This is a genomic window from Serratia ureilytica (assembly GCF_013375155.1).
Classification (GTDB): domain Bacteria; phylum Pseudomonadota; class Gammaproteobacteria; order Enterobacterales; family Enterobacteriaceae; genus Serratia; species Serratia ureilytica.
In genome coordinates this window covers 483,586-500,354 of sequence record NZ_JABXOF010000001.1, presented here as the reverse complement: position 1 = coordinate 500,354, position 16,769 = coordinate 483,586, and the positions used below count along the sequence as shown (strand labels likewise).

Below are 16,769 nucleotides of genomic sequence, written 5' to 3'. Positions count from 1 at the left end.
GATGCTGTTCAACCTGAAAAAGTTCTTTGGTGCTCTGCTGATGCCGCTGCCGCTGTTGATGCTGCTGATGGGGCTGGCGCTGCTGCTGCTGTGGTTCACCCGCTGGCAAAAAAGCGGTAAGACGATTTTCACGCTGAGCTGGCTGTTTTTACTGCTTTTCAGCCTGCAACCGGTGGCCGACCGCCTGCTGCGGCCGATCGAAGCCGAATACCAGACATATCGCGGCAACGATGCGGTCAGCTACATCGTGGTGTTGGGCGGAGGCTATACCTACAATCCCGACTGGGCACCCAGCTCGAACCTGCTCGGCAACAGTCTGCCGCGCGTGACGGAGGGCGTGCGGCTCTATCTGGCGCACCCTGGCGCCAGGATGGTGTTTACCGGCGCGCCCGGCGGACGCATGCAGAGCAACGCCGCCACGGCAGCGCTGGTAGCGGAAAGCCTGGGCGTGCCGCGCAGCGACATGGTGATCCTGGGGGAACCGCGCGATACCGAGGAAGAAGCCGCTCAGGTAGCCAAGTTGGTCGGCGAACACCCCTTCCTTCTGGTGACTTCCGCCAACCATCTGCCGCGCGCCATGCGTTTCTTCGAGGCTAAGGGCCTGCACCCGATCCCGGCCCCGGCCAACCAATTGGCGATCGACTCGCCGCTGAATATCTGGGATCGCGCCACGCCGTCGTCCATGTTCCTCGGCCATACCGAGCGCGCCTGGTATGAAACGCTGGGCAGTCTGTGGCAGCGGCTGAAAGGCGCGGATAGCGCCGGCGCCGAGTAAGGCCCCGTTCAACCGGCCAGCCAGGGCAGCAGCTGTTGCGACGCATAGTCGAACAGCTGCCGCTCCAGCTTGCCGGTATGGATCAAACGCCCTACCGCTTCCCACACCACGTACAGCCAGCGCCGCGCCAGGAAAGCGTCGGCGACCGGCGCCCGCTGCAGATAGCTGAACAACAGTTGGCTGGGCATGCCCGCTTCACAGAGGCGGAAAAGATCGTATTCGCGCGGCGCCCACAGCACCACACCGGGATTAAGCATCGCCAACAGCTGATCGCTTTTGGGATCTTTCAACATGCTGCGCAGCGACAGGTTACCGTGCACCAGGACGCAGGGATCGTCGAAACCGACGAAGAAATGGGTCAGCGCTTCGCGCGTGCGATACAGCAAACGCCGATCTGCCATGGTCAGCTGCGGGGTAGTGAGATTGACCACCGTCACCCACAGCACTTCGACCCGCTGTTGATACCAGCAAAACCAGTCATTCTCCTGCGTACTGTCAACGGTGCCGACGCTGCCATGGCTGTCGATGCGGTGCCAGGCCAACATCCCGTCAACGATCTGCTCCATTAACATGTTCCAGCGATCCGGCGAACGCGTTGGCGCTTCGGCCGACACGCCGCGCAGACGCTCGATCAGCAGGATTTCCGTATACGGCGCCTGGTGGGTGCATACCACGCCGTACACCGTGGGCAGGCGGATATCCCCGTCGCGCGCCAGCATCGACAGCTTGTACGCCTCCTGCTGGGCGATGCCCTGGCAGATAAAACTTTTCGCCATCAGCGGGATAGCGTTGCCCTGGCGATCGTACAGTGAATACATGTGCGCATAAGGCTGCTCGCTCACCCGCTCCAGCCGGCTGACGGACTCACCCAGCACGATGCTCAGTTCGGCGCGTAACTGCTCCATAAGGCATTCACCTCAGGCTAATAAGGGGGTATGCGTAACATCATCGAACGGTGAGCGGAAAAATTCTTCAACGCAGATCAACAAAACGGGGATCAATAATGGGAGGTATTGCATCGTCGGCGCGTTGCGCGCCGCGCCGACGAAATCAGGCTCAGGGTTGAATGCTGTCGCGCACGCGCTGGAGATCTTCCGGCGTATCGACCCCCACGCTCGGGACCGCTTTCGCGACCGCCACGTGGATTTTTTCACCGTACCACAGCACGCGCAGCTGTTCCAACAGCTCGATCTGCTCCAGCTGGCTCGGCGCCCAGCTGACGTAGCGGCGCACGAAACCGGCGCGGTACGCATAGATGCCGATGTGGCGCAGCAGGCTGTCGCCGATGCTCTCCTTCGATGCGGCGAAACGCTCGCGATCCCAGGGAATGGTGGCGCGCGAGAAGTAGAGCGCGTAGCCCTGCGCGTCCATCACGACCTTCACCGCATTGGGGTTGAATGCCTCTTCGGCGCTGTCGATCGGCACCGCCAACGTCGCCATGCCGGCCTGGCTGCCCGCCAGGTTTTCCGCCACCTGCCGCACGATAACGGGTGGGATCAGCGGCTCATCGCCCTGCACGTTAACGATGATCTGGTCGTCGGCAAAGCCGTAGTGCGCGATCACTTCCGCCAAACGCTCGGTGCCGGAATGGTGATCCGGGCTGGTCATGCACACTTCGCCGCCGGCGGCTTCTACCGCTTTGGCGACTTCAGGGTGATCGGTCGCCACGATGACCCGGCTGGCGCCGGACTCACGGGCGCGTTCCATCACGTGCACCACCATCGGCTTGCCGTGAATATCGGCCAGCGGTTTGCCCGGCAAACGGGTTGAGGCGTAGCGGGCGGGAATAATAGCGATAAAACTCATGCGTGCTTCTCGTCCAGCGACAGCGCACGCGCTTCATTTTCCAACAGCACCGGAATGCCGTCGCGCAGCGGGTAAGCCAACCCGTCCGCTTTGCACACCAGCTCCTGGTTTTCTTTATTGAAATAGAGTTTGCCGTTGCATACCGGGCAGGCAACGATTTCGAGTAAACGGTGGTCCATGCATCCTCCGCAAGGGGATAGGTCATCTGGGAAGGCTGTGAGGATAGCATAACGCCCGGCCTCAGGTTAATCATCGGCGGCGCCAAGCCGCCGATATTTCCTCATGGCGCCCGCGCAATGGCTTGAACTGCGGCGCCACACGGCGTAGAATTTTGTGATTAAAATCACAAAAAAGACCGTAATACGTGATCAAACGTCTGCATAAAATCATCGCTCTGTTCGCTAACTTCAGCCACTGAGCCCCCTTTGTAACGAGCGGCGCTTAACTTCGTTTTACCCCACCGACGGCGTCGCTCGTTATCCCACTTCCCAGCCGGCTCCCCATTCAGCGGCCAACGCCGCCGGAATGTCGCCCAGCGCAACGCGTTGCGCGCCGTGCCAATGAGCCGTGCGCGCGATGGCTTGCCGGATATCCTGCGTTCGCTGTTTGCCGAAGCGCACCTGCGGCTCCGCATGGAAACTGATGATCTCGAAGATGCCCTGGCGTCGGTGAGCCTTGGCATCAATCCGCCCCACCAGGTCGCCTCGATGCAGCACTGGCAACGTGAAGTAACCGTAGCGGCGTTTTTCTTTCGGCGTGTAACACTCCAGCCGATAGTCAAAGTTGAACAGCTCCAGCGCCCGACGACGATCCCACACCACCGGATCAAAAGGCGACAACAGGCTGGTGACCGTCGATTTGAGTTTGCCCTGCTCCGCCAGCGGCAGCAGTTCCGCCAGTGATTCATGCACATAAAACGGCCCTTCCAGCCCCTCGACCCGCACCGGCATAATCTCGCCCTGCTCCTGCAGCGCTGCCAGCAAGGCTTTTGGCGCCACGCGCTTCAGCCGATAGTAGTCCGCCAACCACTCGGCGCGGAAAATGCCCAGATAGCGGCAGGTGCGGCACAGCATCTGCCGGCGCGCCTGTTCCACGGGCAGCGCATGCCGCGCATCGTCCCAGGCCGGCAGCAGCCTTTCGGTCAGATCGTAAACCCGGTGGAAATTGCGACGTTCGGCCACCATCAGCTTGCCGGCGGTAAACAGGATCTCCAGATGCCGTTTCTCCGGTTTCCAGTCCCACCACCCGCTGTTGCCCTTCTTCTCGGCGCTGAAATCCGCGGAGCGCACCGGCCCCTGTTGTTCGATGTGCCGCAGCAAGCTGTCCATCGCCGCCTGGTGCTGCTGCACCCAGTCGGCGGAGTATTTCCAGCCCATATCATGCGGCGCCAGCATCCGGTGGCGCAGCAGACCAAAATCTTCGATCGGCAGGAAACAGGCCTCGTGCGCCCAATACTCGAACAGCTTGCGGCCGGCGAGCGCCTGCTCAAGCCACTCCGGCTGATAGGCTCCCAAACGGCTGAACAGCACCAGATACGGGCTGCGAGCAACGACGCTAATGGTATCGATTTGTAACAGCCCCATGCGCTGGATCGCACTCACGACATCATCGGGCCGAGCCTGGCGTTTAAGCGGAGAAAGCAGCCCCTGGGCGGCAAGGTGCAGCGCGCGAGCGGCGGTAAGGGAAATGGTCGGGGTGGTCATCCTGATATCCGTGGCGAGTAGGCAATGGCCTGATAATAGTGGATATCGCGGGATTTATCTTCGCCAGTGCTTGCGGGTGGCGACACCGGCACTGGCGAGGAAGGAGGATGCGATCAGAACGCGATAACGTCTGCCGCGGACAGCCCATGCGAGCTGCGATAGATCGAGAACTCAACGTTCTGACCTTCGTTCAACGACTTATTTTTGGTGTTGGCGATAGCGTTGCGATTGACATAGATTTCGTCGCTGCCATCTACCGGTGAAATAAAACCATAGCCTTCGGCCTGATTAAACCATTTCACACGGCCCATTTTTAACACAGTATTTTTAAACATAACTTATATCCTTTTACTTGAGCATCCTTGACAACGTCATTTTTTATATTGTCTGGACGCTACCAGCCCATCCTAAAGTTTTTCGTAACAAACCTCTCGTGAGCAAAAAATTAAAAAACCCGCACTAAGGCGGGCTTGTTGAACTTAATATCTTCCGCATGACTCAGCGCTGAAGCGTCACCATGGTTGTATTAAGATCTCTTTATACGCGTTCCCTGTCTTCTTACAGAGCAACTACGTTGGCGGCAGCCGGCCCGCGCGGGCTGTCCTGGATGGTGTACTCGACGCGCTGGCCTTCAGCCAGGGTCTTGAAACCGTCGGTCATGATTGCGGAGAAGTGTACGAATACATCTTTGCCGCCATCGTGCTGCTCAATGAAACCAAAACCTTTGCTTTCGTTGAACCACTTAACTTGACCCGTCTTCTTAGACATTACTTTTACCTTTAAATATATTTACAAAATCTGCCATAAGAGGCAATTGCGGCCATTTCAGAAACATTACTTATGGGAGGTACTTAGAAGGTTCGTCTTTGAAGCGGAATCGGATGATAACGTTTTTGGAGGAACTGCTTAACTCTAAACTCGAACATAAATAGGTCTGGATTACAGGCCGACTTGCATTTACTCATAAAAATGGTGAATGCACAAGGGGTTTATTGCATTAAATTCATAAATACGCCGAATTTATTTTTATCCCTCTGAATATGCATGACTTAATTTAACGCTCGCCGCGACCGAACCATCGCATTCCCCTCCTCACCGGGGCATCATTTGTCCGTCCGTGCGCTGCAAATGAGAGCTAACGCATAAAACTCTAATATGCTTGCCACGTCTATAACAAATCCCAAATCAGATGGCTAAACTTGAGGGGAAAACAAGGCAGACGGCTTTTTCGCCAGCACTTTTGCCGCTAAAAACACTATTTTTCAGATTATGCTGAATCAAGGAGCTATGCGCATGACCGCCCAGCAGTTCGTTTCACCTAATGAAATCCGCGCCAGATTCTCTCACGCGATGTCGGACATGTACCAAAAGGAGGTACCGCTGTACGGCGATCTGCTGGAACTGGTGGCGGAAACCAACCGACAGGTTCTGCGCGAAGATGCCGCACTGGCTCATCAACTGCAAATCACCGGCGAGATCGAACGCCTTGCGATGGAGCGCCACGGCGCGATCCGGGTCGGCACGGCGGACGAACTGGCCACCCTGCGCCGTCTGTTCCGGGTGATGGGCATGGCGCCGGTCGGTTACTATGATCTGTCGGTGGCGGGCGTTCCCGTGCACTCGACCGCCTTTCGCGCCGTACACGAAGACGCCCTGCAAATCAGTCCGTTCCGCGTGTTTACCTCCCTGCTGCGCCTGGAGCTGATAGAAGATCCCGCGCTGCGTGAGCTGGCTGAGCGCTTGCTGGCGCGCCGCCGCATCTTTACCGATCGCGCGTTGGAACTGATCGCGCTGCAGGAAGCGCAAGGCGGGCTGAATGAGGTGCAGGCGCAAGAATTTGTCGAACAAGCGCTGGAAACCTTCCGCTGGCACAACCAGGCGACGGTCAGCGCCGAAGAATACCGGCAGTTGCACGATCAGCATCGCCTGATCGCCGACGTGGTGGCGTTTAAAGGGCCGCATATCAATCATCTGACACCGCGCACGCTGGATATCGATCGCGTTCAGCAGGCGATGCCCGCCCGCGGCATTACGCCCAAGGCGGTCATCGAGGGCCCGCCGCGTCGCCGTCGCGCGATCCTGCTGCGCCAGACCAGCTTCAAGGCGTTGGAAGAACGCGTCGATTTCGTCGAGCATGACGGCCGCGTCGTCGCCGGTCATCATACCGCGCGCTTCGGCGAGATTGAACAGCGCGGTGTGGCGCTGACGACTAAAGGAAGAGAACTCTACGACCGCCTGCTGAAGGCCACCAACGATGCGCTGCAGGCGCCGCCGAGCGAGAAAAATGCCGAACGCTATTATCAGCTGCTGGAAGAAAACTTCCGGGCGTTTCCGGATGATTACGCCACGCTGCGCGAGCAACAGCTGGCCTGGTTCCGCTATTTCCCGACCGAATGCGGCCTGGCGGCCAAAGAATCACTGGATAAGCACAGCACCCTGGAGCAACTGATCGAGAAAGAACACGTTCGCTTCCAGCCACTGGTATATGAAGATTTTCTGCCGGTCAGCGCGGCGGGGATTTTCCAATCGAATCTGGGGGACAGCCGCCATACACAGTACAATGCGGCGTCAAGCCGGGCAGCGTTTGAACAAGCGTTGGGCAGTGAGGTGATCGACGAGCTGGCGCTGTATCAGCAAACCCAGCAGCGCTCGCTGGAAGCCTGCGCGCAAGCCTTGGGGCTTGTCACGCTGGCATCCTGAGATTACTTGGACAGCAGGGACTCGATATCCTGCAGCAGTTGCTCAGCCTGAGCGGACGGTAGCACCGCATCAACCGGTAGATACCACCAATTGGGCTGGGCAAAGGCGCGACACTTCACCGCGTCCTTCTCCGTCATCAACAGCGTTTGATCTGCATTAACCAACGCCGCCAGCTGCGCCTGCTGATATTCCTGATGATCGGCAAACGCCACTTCCTGCACGACTTCGACGTTCAACTTTTCCAACGTCGCGAAGAAACGCGGCGGATGGCCGATACCCGCCATCGCCACCACGCGCGGCAGCTCGGCCGCCGGGCGACGTTCACCGCTCAGCAGGTTCACCGCATCACGCGCCTGCAGACGCATGGCAATTTCCCCGGCCTGCGCCACGCCGCCATTGGCGACGCGCGCATCGACGCTGCCAAGCCGCGCAGCGCGCTCGCGCATCGGCCCGGCCGGCAACCACCAGCCGTTACCGAACCGACGCACACCGTCGATGACCACCAGCTCGAAGTCACGCTGTAAAGCGTAGTGCTGCAAGCCGTCGTCGGTGATGATCACATCCAGCGGCTGTTGTTGCAGCAGAGCCTGCACCGCCTCGGCGCGCTTGGGCGCGATCGCCACGGGCGCCCCGGTACGCTGATAAATCAGCACCGGCTCATCGCCCGCCTCGCGGGTCGACGTATTCTGACCCAGCACCAGAGGATAGACCGCTGACTTGCCGCCGTAGCCGCGCGACACCACCCCAACTCGGTAGCCCCGTTGCTGCAGGTGCTCCACCAGCCAGATCACCATCGGCGTTTTGCCGTTGCCGCCGGCGGTGAGATTACCCACCACCACGACCGGCACCGGCGAACGCCAACTTTTACGCAGGCCGCAGCGGTAACTAAGGCGGATCAGCCAACTGAACAGGCCATACAGCCACGAGAGCGGCAATAGCGCCAGATAAAGCAGCGAACCGCCGGACCAGATGCGCTCAATCATTATTGACCAAACTGCATGCGGTGCAGCTGCGCATAGGCGCCCTGCCGTTCAAGCAACTCGGCGTGCTCACCGCGTTCGACGATGCGGCCGTCTTCCACTACCAGGATCTCGTCCGCCTTTTCAATAGTCGACAGACGGTGCGCGATCACCAGTGAAGTTCGGTCTTTCTGCAGTTCGTCCAGCGCGGCCTGAATGGCCCGCTCGGACTCGGTATCCAGCGCAGAGGTCGCCTCATCCAGGATCAGGATCGGGCAGTCACGCAGCAGCGCGCGCGCGATGGCGATGCGCTGGCGTTGGCCGCCGGACAGCATGACGCCGTTTTCACCGATCACCGTATCCAGGCCGTTTTCCATCTTGTTGATGAAGTCCATCGCGTACGCCATTTCGGCCGCTTTTTCGATCTGCTCGCGGCTGTATTCGCTCTCACGCGCATAGGCAATATTGTTGGCGATGGTGTCGTTGAACAGGTGCACGTTTTGCGAAACCAGGGCCACCTGATTACGCAGTGAAGCCAGGGTGTATTCGCGCAGATCGTGGCCATCCATCAGAATTTCGCCTTCCTGGATATCATAGAAACGCGTCAACAGGTTGGCGATGGTCGATTTCCCCGAACCGGAACGGCCCACCAGCGCTACGGTCTTGCCTTCGGCGATGTTCAGGTTGATATCACGCAGCGCCGGCGTTTCCTTGGACGGGTAGTAGAAGGTGACATTGCGGAATTCGATATCGCCTTTCGCGCGCTTCACTTCGCGGGTGCCGGTATCTTTTTCCTGTTCCATATCCAAAATGGAGAACAGCGTCTGGCACGCCGCCATCCCGCGTTGGAACTGGGCATTGACGTTGGTCAGCGACTTCAGCGGACGCATCAGCGCAATCATCGACGAGAACACCACGGTAATGGTACCGGCGGTCAGGGTTTCCATCACGCTTGGGAAGCTGGCGGCAAACAGCACGAACGCCAGCGCCAGCGAAGCGATCAGCTGAATGATCGGATCGGAAATCGAAGACGCGGAAACCAGCTTCATGCCTTGCTGACGCATGCGGTTGCTGACCGAATTAAAGCGCTCGGTTTCCACCTGCTGGCCGCCGAAGATCAGCACTTCTTTATGGCCTTTCAGCATCTGTTCGGCGCTGGTGGTCACCTGCCCCATCGTGTTCTGCATGTTCTTGCTGATGTTGCGGAAACGCTTGGACACCAGGCGAATGGCAATGGAGACGATCGGCGCCAGCACGATCAGGATCACCGACAACTGCCAGCTGTAATAGAACATCATGATGAACAGGCCAATGATCGAAGCCCCTTCGCGCACCACGGTCACCAGCGCGCTGGAAGAGGAGGAAGCCACCTGTTCGGAATCATAGGTAATGCGCGACAACAGGGTCCCGGTGGACTGTTGATCGAAGAAGGCCACCGGCATTCTCATCATGTGGCCAAACAGGCGGCGGCGCATCTGCATCACCACCATGCCGGAAACCCAGGAAATGCAGTAGCTTGAAACAAAGCTGGTTACGCCGCGCATCAACATCAGCGCGATGACGGCCAACGGCATCCACACCAGCACGCTGCTGTCGGTTTTTCCAAACCCATCGTCCAATAGCGGTTTAAGCAGAGACAGCATCAGCGTGTCCCCCGCTGCGTTCATAATCAACGCAATGGCGGCTACAATCAGCCCGGTCTTAAAAGGAGTGATCATCGGCCAGAGTCGACGGAATGTCTGCCAGGTCGAGAGATCTTTATCATTCATCATGCAAATACCAGCATCGGAAGAAATAGCGGCCTATTTTACTCATTATCACCCTCTACGCCAAACCGCTGATGGTACCAACGGGGCATTAATTGTTCGCGAAAGCCTTTAATTTGCCAATCGTTGTCGAAAAAAAGTACCGATAACTGGCCGGAGCGCGTCGTATCGCGCCATATAATGCCATTTGCCCGGTATCTGGCGACCACTTTACGCGCCGGCAAACGCCATTTGTTGTAACGAGATGCTGACGCCAATGCCGCCTGAGGATTAACCGCGCGCAGAAACGGCGGCGTTGAAGAGGTTCGGCTGCCATGATGCCCTACCTGCAACACCGTCGCCGCCAAGCGATCGCGCCGCAATCGGAGCAGCTGCGCCTCCGCCTTTTTTTCCGCATCACCGGTAAGCAGCAGGCTGTGTTTCCCGTCGTCGATACGGATCACGCAAGAGTCGTCATTGCCCGGCTTTTTACGCGTTTTCGGCGGCCACAGCACTTCGAATTGCAACCCTTGCCAGCGCCAGCGCTCACCGGCGACGCAGGGCAAGTGCCCCTCCCCGCGCATCGGGCTGCGTACCGTAGCCCCTGGAAACGCCCGTCGCACCGTCGGCAGGCCACCGGTATGATCGAGATGATCATGGCTGATAATGATCTGTTCCAATTCAATCCCCCGCCAGTTCAACATTGGCAAAATATGCCGTTCGGCGGCGCTGCCGCCCGGCCAACGCTCGCCGGTATCGTACAGTATTCCCTTGCCGTTTCGCTCAATGACCACCGCCAAGCCGTGCCCGACATCGAGCATATCGACTCGCCAGCGGTATCCCGGCTCTTTTTCCCGCCACAGCACACAGCATATCGCTACCGTCGCCAGCCCCGGTGCATAACGCCGCCACCAATGAAAGCGCCAACAGACGACGATGAGCCACCCCGCCGCGCTGGCCAGCAGCGAGGCAGCCCCCAGATCCACCCAACCGCGTTGCAGGTAATGCAGCGGCACAAACACCCAGTGCAGCGTGAAGTCCGCCAGCCACCATAGCCCGTAGCTTAACGAGGGAAAGAAGCCAAATATCACCGCCAGCAAAATCAGCGGCACCGTCACCAATGAGACAATAGGTACCGCCCACAGATTGGCGGGTAGCGAGGTCAACGTCAGGCCCAGAAACAGCGCGGCCTGCATCGGCACCAGCAGCAGCGTCATGCCGAGCTGAATATGCAGCCAGCGCACCGGCGCCCAATACCAGGCCGACCGGAATCGCTCACCGAGCGGCGCCCATTCAAACCAAAAAATCAGGCAACCTACCGCCAGCACCGACAGCCAGAAACTGTCTGACAATACCGCCAGCGGATCGCACAGCAAAATCAGCCCGATACACCATAGCCACACCTGCCAGGAAGAACAATGAACGCCGCGCAGGCGCAGCAACATCCACAATGTCATGGCCAACACGGTACGCACCGCCGGCGGCTGGGCGCCCACCAACCAGACATAGATCAGCGTCGCCACCCAGCCCGCGACCAGGGGAAAACGATAGCCAATCAGATGGGAGGGAAGAAAAAACTGCAGCGCCCGCAGCGCAGCCCAGAACAAAATGGCGACCATCGCCACATGAAGCCCTGAAATGGCCATTAAGTGCGCAATGCCGGTTTTCAGCATCAGCGTGCGTAAAGGCTGTTCCAGCGCGGTTCGCTCCCCAAACGCCAGCGCCAACAATACCGCCTTGTAACGCAGCTCACCGATGTTGGTTTCCGCATGGCTGATTATGCGCTGACGCAGGCTACAATCGCCATCCAGCAAACGGGCCTGCCTGACCAGGCCCGTCAACGGCTGGCGCTGTGCGATCGCCCAACGTTGGCTGTCGAAGCCCCCTTCATTGAGCTTGCCGTGCACCGGCCGCAAGCGCAGTTTCAATTGCCAACGCTGCCCGGCGCACAGCCGCTGCTGTTCCGGGGCCCATAGTGTGGTAAACATCAATGCAGGCGCCAGCCAATGGCCATCGATCCGCTCGATACGCATTAGCGTCTGCTTGCTGGCGGCCGGATTCAACGCGATGCTGCTTACCTGCACCACCGCCGTCACTTCCGGCCCGCGGCTCAAACGCTCCATTTGCCCTATCAGGCTTCCGGCATTGAAAACCGCCCACGCGAACCCCAACCCCAGGCAGGCCAAATAACGGCAGAATGGCCTGCGCGTACGCAGCAGTAAACAGACAACAAGCAAAAGCGGCCACAGCTGCCATTGCTCAGGCAACTGCGGTAAAACCAATAGCGGCAGGATGCCGCAGATAACGGCAAATATCGCCAGATCCAGCGAAATTTTGATCGCTTTTCTCCCATCGGCTCCGCCATGAGCAAAGACGCGTCACGGCAAGCAAGCAGGATCATTCAGGCGACACGTCGCCGCCAGCGGGCTTTAACGAAGATGCGCTGAACATGGCAGGATAAGAGAGATCTATGCAGGAGCCACATCGTAAATGCGGCGCAGTACGCAACTCGCTAGCATATCGCGGCGAATTGCAGGCAAAAAAAACGGCGCCTTACAGGCACCGTTTTATATTCTTTTCAAGCAACAACGCTATGAGCAGTCAGCGACTAGCCATAGATATTGGCGCGGTCACGCAACTCTTTGCCTGGTTTGAAGTGAGGAACGTACTTGCCGTCCAGCTCAACTTTGTCACCGGTTTTCGGGTTGCGACCTACACGCGGGGCACGGTAGTGAAGAGAAAAACTGCCGAATCCGCGGATCTCAATGCGTTCGCCCTCGGCCAGCGTAGCGGCCATGTGCTCAAGCATCTCTTTCACTGCATCCTCAACGGCCTTCGCCGGAATATGAGATTGCTGGCCAGCAAGTCTTTCAATAAGTTCAGACTTGGTCATAGTACCTCCAAGCTTTGCAGCTAAACTACCGTATCGGGGCGGTCAGAGACCGCCCCCCGTCATTACTCGCCTTTAGCCGCTTTGAAAGCTTCAGCCATTGCGTTAGAGAAGTTGCCTTCTTCCTGTTTGTTGTTAACAGTTGCGATGGCGTCTTTCTCGTCAGCTTCGTCCTTAGCACGTACGGACAGGCTTACAACGCGGTTCTTACGGTCAACGCCGGTGAATTTAGCTTCAACTTCGTCACCTACGTTCAGAACCAGAGTTGCATCTTCAATGCGGTCGCGAGAGGCTTCAGATGCACGCAGGTAACCTTCTACGCCGCCTGCCAATTCAACTGTAGCACCTTTGGCGTCAACTGCAGTGACTTTACCAGTAACAATAGCACCTTTCTTGTTCATAGACAGGTAGTTATTGAACGGGTCTTCAGCCAGTTGCTTCACGCCCAGGGAGATACGCTCGCGCTCTGCGTCAACTTGCAGAACAACCGCAGCGATTTCGTCGCCTTTCTTGTATTCACGTACTGCTTCTTCGCCTGCAACGTTCCAGGAGATGTCAGACAGGTGAACCAGGCCGTCGATGCCGCCGTCCAGGCCGATGAAGATACCGAAGTCAGTGATAGACTTGATTTTACCTTCAACGCGGTCGCCCTTGTTGTGGGTCTCTGCGAACTGCTGCCATGGGTTGGATTTGCACTGCTTCAGGCCCAGGGAGATACGACGACGTTCTTCATCGATGTCCAGAACCATCACTTCCACTACGTCGCCCACGTTAACAACTTTGGACGGATGGATGTTTTTGTTGGTCCAATCCATTTCAGAAACGTGTACCAGACCTTCAACGCCTTCTTCGATTTCCACGAAGCAGCCGTAATCAGTCAGGTTGGTTACACGGCCAGTCAGCTTGGTGCCTTCTGGGTAACGTTTCGCGATAGCAACCCATGGATCTTCGCCCAGCTGTTTCAGGCCCAGGGATACACGAGTACGCTCGCGGTCGAACTTCAGCACTTTAACAGTGATTTCATCGCCAACGTTGACGATTTCGCTTGGATGCTTAACGCGTTTCCAAGCCATGTCAGTGATGTGCAGCAGGCCGTCTACGCCGCCCAGATCAACGAATGCACCGTAGTCAGTGAGGTTCTTAACGATACCTTTAACTTCCATGCCTTCCTGCAGGTTTTCCAGCAGTTGATCGCGCTCAGCGCTGTTCTCGGATTCGATAACCGCACGGCGAGAAACGACAACGTTGTTGCGCTTCTGATCCAGCTTGATGACTTTGAACTCAAGCTCTTTGCCTTCCAGGTGCAGAGTGTCACGTACCGGACGCACGTCAACCAGGGAACCTGGCAGGAACGCGCGGATGCCGTTCAGCTCGACGGTGAAGCCACCCTTCACTTTGCCGTTGATAACACCGGTTACAGTCTCAGCTTCTTCGTAGGCTTTTTCCAGCGTGATCCAAGCTTCGTGACGCTTAGCTTTCTCACGGGACAGCAGGGTTTCACCGAAGCCGTCTTCAACAGCATCCAGAGCAACGTCAACTTCGTCACCAACCTGGATTTCCAGCTCGCCCTGGGCGTTTTTGAATTGCTCAGCCGGGATGGCAGACTCAGATTTCAGACCGGCGTCAACCAGTACGATATCTTTGTCGATAGCAACAACGACGCCACGAACGATGGAACCCGGGCGGGTTTCGATTTCTTTTAAGGATTCTTCAAAGAGTTGAGCGAAAGATTCAGTCATGTTGTTAATCTTCAGGGTTCTTTAGTTTAACGTCCATTTAGCGTCCCGCCGAATGGGGTTGTTTCACATACCCCGCCATTGGCTCCATGCCGACAGGGTTTAAGGTTACAGGGGTAAAATTTTACCCGATATATTGCGATACCGCTATGACAAATATGACAAAAAGCCAATAGCGCCGCCGCGCTTATTGCTGCGGCAACGCCAACACTTTCTGTGCATACGTCAACGCCTGCCGGATCACTTCTTCTATCGACATGCTGGTAGAATCCAGCACGAGGGCGTCAGAAGCGGGCACCAGAGGCGCGATAGGCCGATTACGGTCACGGTCGTCCCGTTCCTTTATCTCGGCTAAAAGACGTTCAAAGTTAACATTAAAGCCCTTTTCCTGCAACTGCAGCATGCGGCGGTGCGCGCGCTCCTCCGAGCTGGCGTCGAGGAAAATCTTGACCGGCGCGTCCGGGAACACCACCGTGCCCATGTCGCGGCCATCGGCAATCAGGCCAGGCGCCTCGCGAAAAGCGCGCTGGCGGCGCAGCAACGCCTCGCGCACGCGCGGAAACGCCGCCGCTTGCGACGCGGTGTTGCCGACGGTTTCGGTGCGGATCTCATTGCTGACGTCCTCACCTTCCAAAATCACTTGCAGCTTACCGTCCTGGGCAACGAAGCGAACATCGAGATGTGCGGCCAGCGGAACCAGCGCTTCCTCAGAAGTGATATCCACCTGATGATGCAACGCCGCCAGCGCCAGCACGCGATAGATCGCGCCGGAATCCAGCAAACGCCAACCAAGGGACTCGGCCAACGCTTTACACAGCGTGCCTTTGCCTGCGCCACTTGGTCCATCAACGGTTATCACCGGGGCTGTAGCCGTCATTTCTCTCTCCTTCAGGTAGAAAACCTCACAGAGACACGGCGCGCTTCGACTCGAAGCCCGGGTGCTCTGTCACCTGCCCAATCAGGGGCAAATACGGTGGCGTATTATACGCTGCCCTACGGCGATCTGTTACCCTGGAACTGTCCGGTTGTTGAAAATAAGCGCACAACCGCGAAAAAGTATAGAAGAAACGCCGGTCGCCGGGGGTTAAAAACGATAAAGGCCCGCAAAGGGGCCTTAAAAGAAATGATCTGACGGTTACGCCGGCTGGCTGATGCGCGCCAGCTGTTCGAAATAGTCCGGGAAGGTTTTCGCGGTGCACTTCGGATCGAGGATCGTGACCGGGGTATCCGACAACGCCACCAGCGAAAAGCACATCGCCATGCGGTGATCGTTGTAGGTGCCGATCTCGGCGAACTGCAGTTTGGCCGGCGGCACGACGTGAATGTAGTCTTCGCCCTCGTCAACTTCCGCCCCCACTTTACGCAGCTCGGTGGCCATCGCCGCCAGACGGTCAGTTTCCTTCACCCGCCAGTTGTAGATATTGCGGATGGTGGTCGGCCCCTCGGCGAACAGCGCCGCGGTGGCGATGGTCATCGCCGCATCCGGAATGTGGTTCATATCCATATCTATGCCGCGCAGTTCACCGCGGCTGCACTCGATGAAATCGTCGCCCCAGGTGATGCGCGCCCCCATCTTCTCCAGCACATCGGCGAATTTGGTGTCACCCTGCACGCTTTTGCGACCGATGCCGGTCACGCGCACGGTGCCGCCTTTGATCGCCGCCGCCGCCAGGAAGTAGGACGCGGAAGAAGCGTCGCCTTCAACCAGATAGTCGCCCGGCGCGATATACGTCTGGCGCCCCTGAATATGGAACACCCGGTAATTGTCGTGGCTCGCCGATACGCCGAAGGTGCGCATCAGGTGCAACGTGATGTCGATGTACGGCTTGGAAACCAGCTCGCCTTTGATGTGGATTTGCGTATCCTGCGGCGCCAGCGGCGCGGTCATCAGCAACGCGGTCAGGAACTGGCTGGAGACGCTGCCGTCAACGGTGACGTCGCCGCCCTGGAAGCCGCCACGCAGGCGAATCGGCGGATAATCGGTCTGTTCGAGGTAATCAATTTGCGCCCCGCCCTGGCGCAACGCGTCCACCAAATGGCCGATCGGACGTTCTTTCATACGCGGTTCGCCGGTCAGCACCACGTCGCCTTCGCCGAGGCACAGCGCCGCCGCCAGTGGGCGCATCGCGGTGCCGGCGTTGCCGAGGAACAGTTCCAGCGGCTGGTCGGCCACCAGCGGCCCGGCCACGCCGGTGACTTCACACACGGTGCGGTCGGCGGAAAGCTGGTAGTTCACGCCCAAAGCCTGCAGCGCATTCAGCATATGACGCACATCGTCGCTGTCCAGCAGGTTGGTCAGCCGGGTCGTTCCCTCCGCCAGCGCCGCCAGCAGCAGAGCGCGGTTAGAAACGCTCTTCGAGCCGGGTAAGTTGACGGTGCCATTGACCAGGGCGACCGGTTGTAACGTCAGGGAATCCACCATGTGAACAAAACTCTCCAATTCTGATAAACGAAA

15 protein-coding genes are annotated in these 16,769 nt (G+C 58.1%); 2 read left to right on the top strand and 13 right to left on the bottom strand.

Annotated features, from left to right (window positions below):
* The first annotated feature begins 1 nt into the window (after position 1).
* Positions 2-775: an envelope biogenesis factor ElyC gene (gene elyC, locus HWW83_RS02420; protein ID WP_042784114.1), complete on the top strand. Its 774-nt coding sequence runs from the start codon at positions 2-4 to the stop codon at positions 773-775.
* An 8-nt stretch (positions 776-783) separates the two neighbouring features.
* Here the strand turns inward: elyC and HWW83_RS02415 are convergent, their stop codons facing one another.
* From HWW83_RS02415 to cspE, 6 genes are all read right to left on the bottom strand, one after another.
* Positions 784-1,680 (bottom strand): YcbJ family phosphotransferase, encoded by an 897-nt coding sequence (locus tag HWW83_RS02415; protein WP_160204153.1) that lies wholly within the window; start codon positions 1,678-1,680, stop codon positions 784-786.
* A 151-nt stretch (positions 1,681-1,831) separates the two neighbouring features.
* The gene (kdsB, locus tag HWW83_RS02410; protein WP_033642567.1) at positions 1,832-2,581 is read right to left on the bottom strand and encodes a 3-deoxy-manno-octulosonate cytidylyltransferase; all 750 of its coding nucleotides are present in this window, start codon (positions 2,579-2,581) and stop codon (positions 1,832-1,834) included.
* Complete coding sequence (locus HWW83_RS02405) at positions 2,578-2,760, bottom strand: Trm112 family protein (protein ID WP_004928237.1); 183 nt, start codon at positions 2,758-2,760, stop codon at positions 2,578-2,580. The genes kdsB and HWW83_RS02405 overlap by 4 nt, the downstream gene beginning before the upstream one ends.
* Positions 2,761-3,057: 297 nt before the next feature.
* Positions 3,058-4,284 carry a winged helix-turn-helix domain-containing protein gene (locus HWW83_RS02400; RefSeq protein ID WP_089196850.1) on the bottom strand — a complete coding sequence of 409 codons (1,227 nt, stop codon included), beginning with the start codon at positions 4,282-4,284 and terminating at the stop codon, positions 3,058-3,060.
* Between the two features lie 113 nt (positions 4,285-4,397).
* Positions 4,398-4,619 (bottom strand): cold-shock protein, encoded by a 222-nt coding sequence (locus HWW83_RS02395; RefSeq protein ID WP_004928241.1) that lies wholly within the window; start codon positions 4,617-4,619, stop codon positions 4,398-4,400.
* A 223-nt stretch (positions 4,620-4,842) separates the two neighbouring features.
* Complete coding sequence (gene cspE / locus HWW83_RS02390; RefSeq protein WP_004928244.1) at positions 4,843-5,052, bottom strand: transcription antiterminator/RNA stability regulator CspE; 210 nt, start codon at positions 5,050-5,052, stop codon at positions 4,843-4,845.
* Between the two features lie 525 nt (positions 5,053-5,577).
* Between cspE and hglS the strand changes: the two genes are divergently transcribed.
* Positions 5,578-6,984, top strand: a complete 1,407-nt coding sequence (hglS, locus tag HWW83_RS02385) for a 2-oxoadipate dioxygenase/decarboxylase HglS (RefSeq protein ID WP_033642565.1) — start codon at positions 5,578-5,580, stop codon at positions 6,982-6,984.
* A gap of 2 nt (positions 6,985-6,986) precedes the next feature.
* Here hglS and lpxK read toward each other — a convergent pair whose 3' ends face one another.
* The 7 genes from lpxK to aroA form a co-directional block, all read right to left on the bottom strand.
* Positions 6,987-7,967, bottom strand: a complete 981-nt coding sequence (gene lpxK, locus HWW83_RS02380; RefSeq protein WP_042784110.1) for a tetraacyldisaccharide 4'-kinase — start codon at positions 7,965-7,967, stop codon at positions 6,987-6,989.
* On the bottom strand, positions 7,967-9,715 hold the full coding sequence (gene msbA / locus HWW83_RS02375; protein ID WP_033642563.1) for a lipid A ABC transporter ATP-binding protein/permease MsbA: 1,749 nt from the start codon (positions 9,713-9,715) through the stop codon (positions 7,967-7,969). The genes lpxK and msbA overlap by 1 nt, the downstream gene beginning before the upstream one ends.
* 35 nt (positions 9,716-9,750) lie before the next feature.
* A complete protein-coding gene (locus tag HWW83_RS02370; RefSeq protein ID WP_405051586.1) occupies positions 9,751-12,027 on the bottom strand; it encodes a ComEC family protein in 2,277 nt (758 codons plus the stop codon).
* 269 nt (positions 12,028-12,296) lie between these two features.
* Positions 12,297-12,581, bottom strand: a complete 285-nt coding sequence (gene ihfB, locus HWW83_RS02365) for an integration host factor subunit beta (protein ID WP_004928264.1) — start codon at positions 12,579-12,581, stop codon at positions 12,297-12,299.
* A gap of 62 nt (positions 12,582-12,643) precedes the next feature.
* Positions 12,644-14,317 carry a 30S ribosomal protein S1 gene (rpsA, locus tag HWW83_RS02360; protein ID WP_004928267.1) on the bottom strand — a complete coding sequence of 558 codons (1,674 nt, stop codon included), beginning with the start codon at positions 14,315-14,317 and terminating at the stop codon, positions 12,644-12,646.
* A gap of 184 nt (positions 14,318-14,501) precedes the next feature.
* Entirely contained in the window at positions 14,502-15,191 is a 690-nt protein-coding gene (cmk, locus tag HWW83_RS02355; RefSeq protein ID WP_004928270.1) for a (d)CMP kinase, read from the bottom strand.
* A 258-nt stretch (positions 15,192-15,449) separates the two neighbouring features.
* Positions 15,450-16,736, bottom strand: coding sequence for a 3-phosphoshikimate 1-carboxyvinyltransferase (gene aroA, locus HWW83_RS02350; protein ID WP_033642562.1), 1,287 nt, complete (start codon positions 16,734-16,736; stop codon positions 15,450-15,452).
* Positions 16,737-16,769: the final 33 nt, after the last annotated feature.